The 12,786-nt window shown below is 52.3% G+C and carries 7 protein-coding genes; 1 reads left to right on the forward strand and 6 read right to left on the reverse strand.

Features of this window, described 5'->3' with window-relative positions:
- Positions 1 to 3: 3 nt before the first annotated feature.
- A complete protein-coding gene (locus tag HXW94_RS00310) occupies positions 4 to 1,233 on the reverse strand; it encodes a molybdopterin molybdotransferase MoeA (protein WP_178364907.1) in 1,230 nt (409 codons plus the stop codon).
- On the reverse strand, positions 1,230 to 2,456 hold the full coding sequence (locus tag HXW94_RS00315) for an LL-diaminopimelate aminotransferase (RefSeq protein WP_178364908.1): 1,227 nt from the start codon (positions 2,454 to 2,456) through the stop codon (positions 1,230 to 1,232). Before HXW94_RS00315 ends, HXW94_RS00310 begins: the two co-directional genes overlap by 4 nt.
- A 330-nt stretch (positions 2,457 to 2,786) precedes the next feature.
- On the opposite strand from HXW94_RS00315, the gene HXW94_RS00320 reads away from it, so the two are divergent.
- Entirely contained in the window at positions 2,787 to 7,055 is a 4,269-nt protein-coding gene (locus tag HXW94_RS00320) for a FecR domain-containing protein (RefSeq protein ID WP_178364909.1), read from the forward strand.
- Between the two features lie 125 nt (positions 7,056 to 7,180).
- Here HXW94_RS00320 and HXW94_RS00325 read toward each other — a convergent pair whose 3' ends face one another.
- The 4 genes from HXW94_RS00325 to HXW94_RS00340 are packed head-to-tail and all read right to left on the reverse strand — an operon-like array spanning position 7,181 to position 12,785.
- Positions 7,181 to 8,449, reverse strand: a complete 1,269-nt coding sequence (locus tag HXW94_RS00325) for a glycosyltransferase (protein WP_178364910.1) — start codon at positions 8,447 to 8,449, stop codon at positions 7,181 to 7,183.
- A gap of 9 nt (positions 8,450 to 8,458) precedes the next feature.
- Positions 8,459 to 9,736: an HlyD family type I secretion periplasmic adaptor subunit gene (locus HXW94_RS00330; protein ID WP_178364911.1), complete on the reverse strand. Its 1,278-nt coding sequence runs from the start codon at positions 9,734 to 9,736 to the stop codon at positions 8,459 to 8,461.
- Positions 9,729 to 11,423 carry a peptidase domain-containing ABC transporter gene (locus tag HXW94_RS00335; protein ID WP_178364912.1) on the reverse strand — a complete coding sequence of 565 codons (1,695 nt, stop codon included), beginning with the start codon at positions 11,421 to 11,423 and terminating at the stop codon, positions 9,729 to 9,731. Before HXW94_RS00335 ends, HXW94_RS00330 begins: the two co-directional genes overlap by 8 nt.
- 45 nt (positions 11,424 to 11,468) lie before the next feature.
- A complete protein-coding gene (locus HXW94_RS00340; protein ID WP_178364913.1) occupies positions 11,469 to 12,785 on the reverse strand; it encodes a TolC family protein in 1,317 nt (438 codons plus the stop codon).
- Position 12,786: the final 1 nt, after the last annotated feature.

The raw sequence follows: 12,786 nt of genomic DNA on the forward strand, positions 1-12,786 counted from the left end.
TTTCTATTTTAAAAGAATGATATCCACTATGCTGCTTTTCTCCAGGCCTTCTACATGCTCACCAATTTCAAGCAGCCCGTCCGCCTGGACCATAGTCCGGATTAAGCCTGACTTGCCAAGAATGGGGCGGGCCACAAGGCCTTGATTATCCTCTTCCAAAACCACCCGCACAAAATCTCGCCTGCCCTGGGAAGATGCCAGGTTCCGGGATAACCGGGCCGATGTTTTTACCGGGGCAACCGGCCGGGACAAGCCCCTTAGGCGGTGGAGAAACGCCGTCACAACGACCTGGAATACCACCATGGCTGAAACCACCTGGCCGGGCAGCCCCCACACCGGGATGTGGCCGGATTTGGCAAGGATGGTGGGCTTGCCCGGGCTTACGGAAATACCGTGGACCAGAATCTCCGTATCCACCAGGTCTGACAACACCTCAACCGTATAATCCCTTGTGCCCACGGAAGACCCGCCTGAAAGCAGCACCATGTCCGTGTGGGCCAGCGCTTTTTTACAAATTGATTTCAACGCCTTGGGATCATCTTTTACGATACCGTACCGCACAGGCTCTCCGCCTGCCTGGGTCACCAGGGCAGACAACGAATAGGAATTAATATCGCGTACCCTGCCGGGGTCAGGTATTTTATCCACCGGGATCACTTCATCCCCGGTGGAGATGATGCCCACCCTGGGCACCTGATATGCCCGGATTCGGGTGTGCCCCAGCCCTGCCGCCAGACCGATCTCCTGGGGCCGCATCAGGCGGCCTTTTTCAATTACGGTCTGACCTGTTGCAAAATCCTCGGTCTCATCCATAACATGCTGCAGCGGGGCCACGGATCTATAGACTTCAATGGACTGTTCGTCCACCGCTTCGGTGTATTCCACCATGACAACCGCGTCTGCGCCGGCAGGCAGCATGCCGCCGGTGCAGATTCGGGCCGCCTCACCCGGTGCCAGTTCAAAGTCCGGAATATCCCCCATGCCAATGGCGCCCTTGAGGATCAGCCATGCCGGACCGGATTCCGAGGCCCCAAAGGTGGATGCGGCGCTCACCGCATATCCATCCATACAGGCGCGCCTGAATCCGGGCAGGTTTTCCCCGGCAATCAGATCCGTTGCAAGGACCCTTGAAAAGGCATCCCGGATGTGCAACGCCTCTATGCCCACAGGGGAAAAACGCTGCGTCATCCCCAGAACCTCGTCCAGGGACTTTACCTTGAAAAAACCGGTCATTTTAAAACATCTTTTAAACGCGCCATGGCCTTGGCTACATTTTCAGGGCTGTTAAAGGCGGAAATTCTTATGGATTGTGCCCCGCACCGGCCAAAGCCCCCGCCGGGGGTACAGACCACGCCTGCCTTGTCCAGCAGCAGGTCAAAGAATTCCCAGGAATCCCGGCCATTGCCGTCGATCCAGATGTATGGCGAATTATCCCCCCCCACATGGTCAAATCCAAGGTCTGTCATGGTCCGGCGTATCACCCCGGCATTGGCCAGGTAATAGTCGATATTTGCTTTAACCTGGGCCTGGCCTTCCGGGCTGTAAACCGCCTCGGCCGCCTTTTGTACCGGATAGGAGACACCGTTGAATTTGGTGGACTGCCGGCGGTTCCACATGTCATGCAAGGAAACCTTGGCGCCGTCGGCCGTATAGATCATGCATGCCTTGGGCACCACTGTAAATCCGCAGCGGGTGCCTGTGAAACCGGCTGTCTTGGAAAAGCTTCTGAATTCCACGGCCACCTCTTTGGCCCCGGGGATTTCATAAATGCTTCGGGGAAGATTCTCATCCCGGATAAAGGCTTCATAGGCGGCATCAAACAGGATCAGGGCTTTATTGTCCCGGGCATAATCCACCCAGGCGGCAAGCTGTTCCTTGGTAGCAGTGGACCCTGTGGGATTGTTGGGGAAACACAGATAGATCAGATCCACGGGCGAAGCGGGCAGATCCGGCATAAATCCGTTTTCTTTCAGGCAATCCATGTAAACAATGCCCTGGTACCGTCCGTCCTTGAATTCACCGGTTCTTCCGGCCATGACATTGGTATCCAGGTACACCGGATACACCGGGTCCGGAATGGCAATGGTAATATCATTGGCGAACAGCTCCTGGAAATTGCCTGTATCGCATTTGGCGCCATCGGACACAAAAATCTCATCCGCATCAATATCCGCCCCTCTGGACTGGAAATCGCCGGCGGCAATGGCCTGTCTTAAAAACAGATATCCCTGCTCAGGGCCATATCCTCTGAATGAGGCATCATCGGACATTTCATCCACACCCGTTTTAAATGCCTGAACAACCGCAGGGGGCAGCGGCAGGGTAACATCGCCGATGCCAAGGCGGATCACCTCCTTGTCGGGATTGTTGTCCTGGTATGTTTGAACCCGTGTGGCAATGTCTGCAAATAAATATGAGGCATTCAGTTTGTTGTAATTTTCATTGGCTGTAATCACGCGTAAATTCCTTATTTCGTTATTGGCGTTTCCAGTTAGCCGGTTGTTTGCCGGACAAAAATTATGTTTATTTAAAATAATATCTGGTTTTAGTCAAAACAGGCGCTGATGTCAATTTTCAAAACAGGGTCGGCGCATGTAGCCAGCTGATTGATTGTTGATTTTTTTTGTAAGGAAATATATATCATTCTAAAATAATTTTTTGATGAATCATGTAATGAAATCGGACGAATATTAAGTGTCACCAAAGGCTTTAACCGAAAAATCATATGGGATTGGTTCCAACGTTGGCCGCTGTAGGGTCAGACATAAAAATTGAAAGGTGTAATCATGCCGGATTTGAATATATCTGAAGATGCTGCAGGGAAAGTGGTACGTTTAAACGGTGAAGCAAGTGCTGTTTCTTCAACGGGCCAGACTCGTGCGCTGTCCTTGGGAAGTGAGATTTTCCAGGGGGAGACCATTCTTACGGCCCAGGACAGTCACCTGGAAATCGACTTCAAGGATAACACTTCCATGTCCCAGGGGGCAAACAGCCGGTCCGTTATTTCTCAGTATGTCTATGATCCGGAGAATGCCTCAACATCCAATCTCTTGTTTGAGATGACAAAGGGCGTATTCAGAACCGTTACCGGTGAAATTGTCAAGCAAAACCCGGATAACTTCAAGCTTAAATCCCCATTGGTTCTCATCGGTATCCGGGGGACGACCGTTAATATGGATATCCGTGACGGATTTGAATCCATTGGTGCTGAAAATCTTGGTGAGGGCAAGGCCATGGTGATCCAGGATTATGAAGGGAATACCCGATTCATAACAAAATCGTTGACAATTTTGGACGTGATCAAAGGTCAGCCCCTGTCGCTCCATAGAAATATGACCTGGGAAGAGGTAAATCGATATCGTCAGCAGGCGCCCAATTCCATTGACGCTGATCCGGATTACCAGGAAAACATGGAAGAACGACTGGAAGAAAATGAGGATCAACCTGAAGATGTAGAGAAGAACACCGGAGACGCCGTCGGTGAAGAAAGCGGAGAAGAAGGTGTGGTGGCGGGCGAGGCCGATGGGGAACCGGAGGAAGGAAACGATCCTTCTTCTGAAATTGCCGTTGACTCCGGGGGCATAGATTCCATGTCCTGGGCAACGGAAGAGCTGGTTGTATCCGAAGATTTAGGAGAAGAAATTGCCAGAAACACAGAACCTGTATTTTTAGATTCAGCTTTTGAGGCTGAAGTGCCGACCGGGGATTTTGATCCGGCGTTATTTGAAGAGGATGATGAAGAGCGTGAGCCGGAGCCTGAACCGGAAGCTGAACTGGAACCGGAAGCTGAACCGGAACCGGAACCGGAACCGGAACCTGAGCCTGAGCCTGAGCCGGAACCTGAGCCTGAGCCGGAATCTGATTCGAGAATACTGGGAACAGATGCAGATGATTTTCTTATGGGGACCACCCAAGAAGATACCATATTGGGTGAAGCCGGAAGTGATACGCTGAAGGGTCTGGGCAGTGATGATTCTCTGGACGGTGGTTCAGAAAATGATGACATGTTCGGGGATGAAGGAGATGATCAACTGAATGGGTCTGATGGCGATGACAACCTGGACGGCGGTACCGGCAGTGATTCTTTGTACGGTGAGGCCGGGAACGACATCCTGATAGGAGGCGACGACAATGACGCCCTGGAAGGTGGCGCTGAAAACGATACGCTGACCGGTGGTGCCGGAAACGATTCACTGTCCGGGGATGACGGAGATGACCAACTGTATGGGTCGGATGGCGATGACAGCCTGGACGGCGGTACCGGCAGTGATTCTTTGTACGGTGAGGCCGGAAACGACATCCTGATAGGAGGAGACGACAATGACGCCCTGGAGGGTGGCGCTGAAAACGATACGCTGACCGGTGGTGCCGGAAACGATACACTGTCCGGGGATGAAGGAGATGACCAACTGTATGGATCAGACGGCAATGACAGCCTGGACGGCGGCACCGGCAGTGACGCTTTATACGGAGAAGCAGGAGACGACACGTTGTTGGGAGGAGACGGTAACGATACCCTGGAAGGTGGGGGCGGAAGTAGTGTTTTGTACGGAGAAGCCGGAAACGACAACCTGTACGTGACCAGTAGTGCAGGAGACGACCTTATCCACCTGATGTACGGCGGTACTGGAGACGACACCCTGCAAGGCGCTGAGGGCGATGATGCGCTGTTCGGCGGGGAAGGGGACGACGACATAAATGGCGGTGCTGGTACCGGGGATGATACCCTCCAGGGCGGACAGGGAAACGACACCCTGGACGGCGGGGATATGCAGGCGACCGATACAGGGAATAGGGTCGATTACAGTGACTCTGATCCCGGCACAGCCATTGATCTGCGCATTGATTATGATGCGCATACCGGCTCTTTTGACGGCTCCTGGACCATTGACGGTTGGGGAGATACGGATACATTAATCAATATCACCGGCGTGATCGCCTCATCCGGTGATGATTCTATTCATATTGATATTGCTAATGCCGTGGGTAACGACAACGATCCCTCCTGGTATATCTGGGGCCTTGGGGGAGATGACACCATCACGGGCACCCAGGGAGAACAGATAAGTGTCTTGTACAGCAAAGACCCTGCCGGGGTGAATGTGGACCTGGAGAGTGGGACAGCCGTCGATGGATGGGGAAATACAGATACCCTTATCGAAATTTACGGGGTAAAAGGCTCTAATTATAACGATACCCTGTTGGGGTATGAGGCCGGGAATGAAGGATTTTTAGGTTCCCTAGGAAATGACAGCATTGATGGGAATAGTTCAGCAGGCTGGACTTTGGTGGACTATTCGATGCTGGGCCTGAATGATGATGATGACGGAATAAGCGGTATTCAGGTCGATCTGTCCCAGAACATGGCATGGGGTCTGGACCCTTCAGGCATCCCCATATTTGAGGATACCCTTGTGGATGTTGATGAGGTCTTGGGCACAGATTTAAACGATTCACTTATTGGTGATGCCAATGCCAACTACTTTGCCGGGGCCGGCGGTGACGATGATATTACCGGCGGAGACGGGAATGACACAATCTGGGGCGAGAACGGCAACGATACGCTGTACGGCGGCACCGGCAACGATAAACTGGTCGGTGGTGACGGAAAAAATATTCTATTCGGTGATGTAGGAGATGACGAGCTGTATGGCGGGGATGAGGGTGACACCCTGAACGGTGGTTTCGGCAGCGACTTTCTGTTAGGTGGTATCGAAAACGATGCGTTGTTCGGTGATGCCGACGACGATGAGTTGTGGGGCAGAGAGGGAGATGACACCCTGACCGGCGGGGCCGGCAGTGACACGATGCGCGGCGAGGCCGGAAATGATGCGCTGTTTGGTGAGGCGGGTGCCGACGACCTATGGGGTGGGGATGGGGATGACACCCTGGACGGTAGCACTGAAAGTGATGACCTGCATGGCGGCAGCGGAAACGACTCTCTGGCAGGCGGAGACGCAGATGACTTCCTGGACGGCGAAGATGACAATGATTCTCTGCTGGGTGATGCCGGGTCCGACGAATTGTGGGGTGGAGATGGGGATGACACTCTGGACGGGGGCAATGAGAACGATGAATTGTACGGCGATGCCGGAAACGACTTCGTACAGGGTGCAGACGGCAATGATTTCATGGACGGCGGTGCTGATAACGATGTATTAATCGGCGGTGCAGGAAACGATGAGCTGTTCGGAGATACCGGAAACGATCAGCTATATGGGTCAGAAGGTGATGACAACTTGAACGGTGGTATTGATAACGATACGCTGCATGGTGACACCGGACATGACACACTGTATGGCGGGGATGGGGCGGATATCCTGAACGGCGGCACTGAAAATGACTCTCTGTGGGGTGGGGAAGGTCATGACACCCTGGAGGGCGGATCTGAAGAAGATGAACTGCACGGGAATTCCGGAGACGATGAACTTAAGGGAGAGAGTGGCAACGATATCTTGTATGGGGATGACGGAGACGATGAGCTTATAGGGGGCAGTGGCGACGATACCCTGTACGGCAATGCCGGACACGATGAGATTGAGGGCGGCAGTGGCGACGACAGGTTTATTTTAACCGACATTAACGCTGACGATATCCTGTTGGATTTCCAGGTCAATGGCAGCCTGGGAAATGATATACTGGTGTTTAACGAAGGCCAAATGAATATCACCTCATATGGTACGGGGTCCGAAATCTACACCCATACGTATGAACCGGTGGATGTTATTGATCCTGCGCTTTATAATGTTGTCGGAATTACCTATTCCGATAATACGGCAGGGGTATGGGATGAGGCTGAAGTATCCACTGTAATTGACGGGATTGTAGACTCTGGGAAAATGAATGGTATTCATGATGCCACCTATTTTATTCTGAATAACGGCGGCAATGACCAGAACAGCGGTGAAAGTCGGGTCTATTACTGGGAAGGGGACATTGACCTTGGTGGTGACGTTGATGCCGAAGAACTCACTCTTCTTGCCACCATGGTTGATGTCACTAAGGAAGACATTTCAAATATGAATGACGATAACTTTGATATCATCACCGTTTAGGAATTGCTCTTAAATAACTTGCCCATTTTTCTATATCCGGAAGCGCGGACGTTCCGCCTGCAGTAACGATGCAGGCGGGACGCCTGCGCTCCCAGGTTAAACTATTTCGGTCTCATTCCTTAGTGCTAACCGAACCGCCGACCATGGGCCGGAGCTGCACTCAATTGTTGGACAAGTTCCATCTGTCGGGCCAGGGTCAGTCGAAGATCGTATTTTTCCAGGACGGTCTGTCTGGCCTTTTGCTTAATGCTTTCCATGAAAGAGGGATATTCCAGGCAGGCACATACTTTTTGGGCAATATCGGCCGGGGAGAAGAAATCGGTCAATATCCCGTTATATCCGTCCCGGATTACCTCCCTTACCGGCGGTGTGTCCGATGCCGCCACCAGGCAACCGGTGGCCATGGCTTCCAGCATGGACCAGGAGAGGACAAAGGGAACGGTCAGATAGACATGGACCTGTGAGGCCTGCAAAAGTCTGCGGTACTCTCCGTAAGGAAGAGGATCCAGGAAATGAACCCTGGACGGATCCAGTGTCACCCTCTTTTCCATGATTGTTTTGAAGGTTCTTCCTTTGGGGGGCCGGGGGCCGTAGCAGACCCGGTCCTCTCCCACCAGGACGATATGGGCCCTGGGCCGTTTGTCGAGAATGTCCGGTATCGCCTCCACAAACTGGGGAAAGCCCCGGTAGGGCTCAAAGCCCCGGGTGGTATAGGTCACCAGTTCAATATCCCGGTCCCCCGGTCCGGTTGGCGGCAGGTTCAGTCCGGGCAGGTTCAGCTTCTGGTTCTTGTTTTCAGCAGGTTTGAATACATCCGTGTCAATGCCGTCATGGACCACCATCAGCTTATGGTGAAACGCTTTGGGAAACTGGGCTTTCTGCCAAAGGGTGGGACAAAGGCCCATGTCGCAGGCAGCAAGATCCGATAAAATGGACATGCTCCTGTTTCTAAAGTCCATCCTGGATTTGGCGGATGGCGGGGATTTTCTGCCGAATGTTGCATTGGGTTTTTCGGCATCGTAGTACCATTCAAAATATCCAAGAAACGGGGTGTGGGGAAAAATATCCTTGAGGTAAAGAGTGGCCCCCCATCCTGAGTGACCGATCATCAGGTCGGGTTTAAATCCCTTTTTTTTCAAGCCCATGAGAAGGGCTGCCACGGCCTGGCCTCTTTTATGCCGCATCCGGGCATCCGCCTCGCCCGGATCCATGTTCTGTCCCGGATCTGTGCTGTCAGGTTCCCTGAATATCAGCTTCTCAACGCCCGGTATCTTCCATTCCGGCCTGGGATTTGCCGTCAAAAAGATCACCCGGTTCCCCTGTGTTCCGCCAAGATGCTTTGCCAGGTGTCTGAACTGGGCCGGAAAATTGGGGTGTACAAATATAATATTCATTAGGCGGGGTTATCTTTCCTGGAGGGAAAAACTCAGGGTGTTGACAAAAGGGTCCAGAAGGTACGCCAGGACACTTCGTTGTCCGATATGAATATATGCCATGAGGATCATGCCTGGATAGAGACGGTATTTTTCAGTCCCGGCCTCAAAGTAGTTTTTGTCCGACTGAATCAGAACCACATAAAAGGTTCTGCCCCGGTTATCCGTAAAAGAGTCCGGACTGATGGTGGTGACCTTGCCTGCCAACTTTTTAAATTTTCCTGCATCCTTGTCCGGCAGCCGGAGCTGAACATCCTGGCCGGTTCGAATATATCCGATATCCGATATATTCAAGTGGGCCTCAATGATCAGCCGTTCCTGTGAGGGGACAATATCCACCAGAGTATCTCCCGGCTGTATTACACCGCCCCGGGTAACCCGGTGCAGCCGCTTGACCACCCCGTTGATGGGGGAGCGGATAATGGTCCTGTCCAGGCTGTCTTTGTATTTTTTGAGCCGGGCTGAAAATTCCTTGAGTTCCTGGTGGGTTTGTTTAAGTTTTTCAGCGGTCTCCTCCCTGAAGAGATGAACGGCTTCATTGAGCTTTTCTTTGGTTTCGTTCAGGGCATGACGTGACTCTTTCAGGGCTGATTTGTCCTTAAGAATCAGGCCCTGGATCTCTTTTTTCCGGTTTAAGATGCCCAGGTGTTTGATTCTGGTGGTCAGGTTGTCTTTGAGCAGGTCCTCACTCAGGGCCAGCTCTTCTTCCAGCAGCGGTAGACGTTCAAGCTTGTTGGCCAGTTGGGCCTGGATGGATTTAATCCGCTGCTCCCGCTGGCTGATAATGGTCTTTAATTTACTGCATTTGCTTTCAAAGCTTTTTTTGCCGGCATAAAACAGCTCCAGGGCTTCCCGGACCAGGTCCGGATGGGTCTGTTCCATATTTTGAGGAATGACAGGCTGGTCCAGGTCCTGGCGCAAGGCCTCAAATCTTGCCGCATCCAGGGTCAGACTTTCCACCCTGGCATTGATCTCTTCCAGGCTGGCGCCGCTTCTGAGCTGCTCAAGCGCCATCAGAGGCTGGCCCACGGAAACGGCCTGGCCTTCGGCCACCTTGATGGCCCGGATAATGCCCCCCTCAAAATGCTGGACATGCTTGATTTTTCCCGTGGGCACCACCTCGCCTGTGGCCAGGGAAACAATGTCCAGACGACCCTGATGGCCCCAGACGATGAACAGGATGCACATGAGTGCCAGCAGTAAAAAAAATAGATGGGTGGTTCGGGGCAGATCGTCTGAATCACGCATGATCAGGTACTTTCTTTATTTCCCTATTCCCCTGCACCATGGGAGAATATTTGATTTCCGGTACCGGGGTGCTGTCCATATCCAGGACCATGGTGGCACCTTTGATGATCTTGGGATCGTTGGTGAAAATCACCATGGTTCTTTGGGTTTTTGCCATATCATTCATCAGCCGGTATATGGCGGCTTTTCCGGTTTCATCCAGGCTTTCGGTAGGGGCGTCCAGCACCACGAGGCGTCCACCGCCGGCCAGGGCCCTGGCCAGGGCTATTCGTTTCCGGATCCCGAAAGGAAAATTTTTTTCATTGTCGGACAAAGGCGTTGCAAGTCCGGCCGGGGTTTTATCCAGAAAATCCTTGAGTCCGGCCCGTATAACCAGGGCGTTGAGCTGATCCAATGAAAGTTCCGGATTCATCAGGGTGATATTTTCCTGGATGGACCCCTCTATAAATACCGGTTCCTGGGGCAGATAGATGATCTGGCGCCGCCACCAGGCCGGTGGGAACTGCCTGATATTTACATGGTCCACAAGGATGGCCCCCCGGCCCGGTTTTTCCAGGCCCATCAGCAGTCTGGCCAGGGTCGATTTGCCCGAACCGTTTTTTCCGCACACCACCATCACCTGCCCCGGCTCAAGGGTCAGGGTCAGGGACTCAAATACAGGGGTGTTTGTTCCCCTGTATGAAAATCCCAGATCCTTGAATGCGATATGACCCTTAAAAGGTGAAAACTGCCTGTCATCATCCGCTTCCAGCTCCAGGGGAAACGCCTTTAATGCCGTAAGTTCCTTAAATGCCCGGTTTGCCTTTGACAGGGAAAACATGGCCTGAACCAGTTTGGATGCGTTTTGAAAGGCCCTGGCGGACAGGATATTAGTACCGATCAGGGCACCCACAGTAAGGTTGCCCTGAACCACCAGCACGGCGCCCACAGCATATATCAACAGGCTTGAGAGGCTGTTGCAGGCCATGGTCACAGACTGGCCCAGCTCCCTGGCCGCCGACATCCGGTTCTGGAGCCGGTTGATTTTTTTTGTTTCCGGCACCCACTTCTGCCATAGAAAAGAACCGGCACAAAAAGCCCGTACTGTTTCCAGGCCATTGATCCCGGACAGGTTCAACCGCTTTTGCTCTGATCGGGCAGTTAAGAGGGCCGACGCCAGTCCGGCTGACCTGCGGGTCGTCAGCCATCCGAATATCAGGGCCAGGGCGATACCCATACAGGCCGCGGCTGCAAGTACCGGGTGCAGCAGATAAATGACACCGATAAATACAAGGGAAAAAGGGGCGTCAAGAACAGCAGTCAGGGTATGGGCATCATAGGCCTGGTGTATGGTATCCACATGATTTAACCCCTGGGAAAGCCTGGATTTTGTTTCCGCTTCCTGGTCGCCGGCCCTGAATACAAGGGTGATCATATCCTGGGCAAGCCTGTGGTTGGGCACCTGGTTGACGGCAACCGCCATGCGGGTGCGCAGCATTCTTAAGCCCAGCTGCAGAAAAATAGCAATGAGCATGCCCGATGTCAGGGTGATCAAGGTTCCGTTAAAGCCGTAGCTGACATACCGGTTTAAAATCTGAATCACATACAGAGGCATGGCCAGGGTCAGCAGGCTGGTCAAAAAGGTGGCCGCCAGGATTTCCAGGGCAAGCAGCGGCCGGTGGAACAATCGCTTGAGCAGTTCTATCATATTTTTCAGATCAGGCCGACAGGGTTTGTGTGGGCGTCGTCAGGGTTAAGGGGTAAAAATATCAATGTTCATGGCGCCCATGGCATAAATCAGGTTAAATGCGGCGATTTTCATATCCTCTTGTGCAGCAATGGCCTCGCCCCGGGCATTAATGTAATTCACCTCCCCGGACAGGACATCCAGCAGAGGGCGGACCCCCATTGTTCTCTCTTTTTTAGCCAATTCCAGAAAATTTTTAAGGATATCCGTCTGCTGGTCTAACAGTTCTTTTCTCTGTCTGAGGGTGGCCAGCTGGTTCCAGCTGTTTCTGACCTGTTCCCTGACCTGTTTTTTAATATGTTCAAGTCTGCTTGATGCGCCATCCCGTATGGCCAGAGCACTTTTGACAGCGGCCGTGTCACTGCCGCCGTTGAATAAATTGTATTGGAATTCAATACCCGTGGAATAATCCTTTCGTTCCCCCTGACTGCCGTTGTCATTATCGGCATGGATGGCTTCGGCGAAAAGATTGAGGGTGGGATAAAACGTGGACTTTGAAATCTGCACGGCCTCACGTCCCATCTCAAGGTCCAGGCGGCTGATTTGTATTTCCGGAAAGGCTTTGTTTGCCTGGGCCAGGGAATCATCCAATGTACCCGGAATCAACGCCCCCGGAAAGGCAATTTTTTGAAATGTATTGACATCCGCGTTCGTGGGAAAATGATAAAACAGGGCTTGAAAACGGTTTTGGGCAATTTCAAGTTCCCCCTGGGCTTTTACTCTCAGGGCCATGGCACCGGCCAAGTGGGATTTTGCCTGGAGAACGTTTGAGCTTAACCCTGCCCCCTTTTCCACAAGGGTTTTTTCAATGCCGGTCAGTTCCTTGATCCGGGCTTCTGAATATTGGGCGGTTTTTATCCGTTCCCTGGCCTTGACAATATTTATATAAGCGGCAATGCCGTCCCGCATCAGCCTTTGGCGGGTCAGTTCAAGCGTTGCTTTAGACTGCTCAAGGAATAAGCGGTCTTTTTTTATTGTCCCGGTGGTCTTGCCGAAATCCGTGATCAACTGGGTGCCCCGCAGGGTCACCTGGTGTCTGAATTCGTCGGTATCATCATGGTATTCTTTATCAATTTTTTCAAATCCCGTATCTCCATACAGGTTCAGGGAAGGATAATAAAGCCCCCTGCTTTGCCGCACCAGCCCTTGGGCCTGTTTTACCCCCTGCCGGTATGTTCGTATTTCTTCATGGTTTGTCAATAGATTAGACATAAGTATCTCAGGACTGGGATTAAAAATCTCGGAATCTGCCCATAGCCGGGGTGAGCATAAAAAAACTGCACCGCCCATGACCAGCATTACTGCAAAAAGCGTTTTTTTCATC

It is taken from the genome of Desulfobacter latus, assembly GCF_013389365.1.
Classification (GTDB): domain Bacteria; phylum Desulfobacterota; class Desulfobacteria; order Desulfobacterales; family Desulfobacteraceae; genus Desulfobacter; species Desulfobacter latus.

What these genes read in the sequence shown, in the direction of transcription:
- HXW94_RS00330 (WP_178364911.1), bottom strand. Translation starts at nt 9,736, where the DNA reads ATGCGTGATTCAGACGATCTGCCCCGAACCACCCATCTATTTTTTTTA.
- HXW94_RS00310 (WP_178364907.1), bottom strand. Translation starts at nt 1,233, where the DNA reads ATGACCGGTTTTTTCAAGGTAAAGTCCCTGGACGAGGTTCTGGGGATG.
- HXW94_RS00335 (WP_178364912.1), bottom strand. Translation starts at nt 11,423, where the DNA reads ATGATAGAACTGCTCAAGCGATTGTTCCACCGGCCGCTGCTTGCCCTG.
- HXW94_RS00325 (WP_178364910.1), bottom strand. Translation starts at nt 8,449, where the DNA reads ATGAATATTATATTTGTACACCCCAATTTTCCGGCCCAGTTCAGACAC.
- HXW94_RS00320 (WP_178364909.1), top strand. Translation starts at nt 2,787, where the DNA reads ATGCCGGATTTGAATATATCTGAAGATGCTGCAGGGAAAGTGGTACGT.
- HXW94_RS00340 (WP_178364913.1), bottom strand. Translation starts at nt 12,785, where the DNA reads ATGAAAAAAACGCTTTTTGCAGTAATGCTGGTCATGGGCGGTGCAGTT.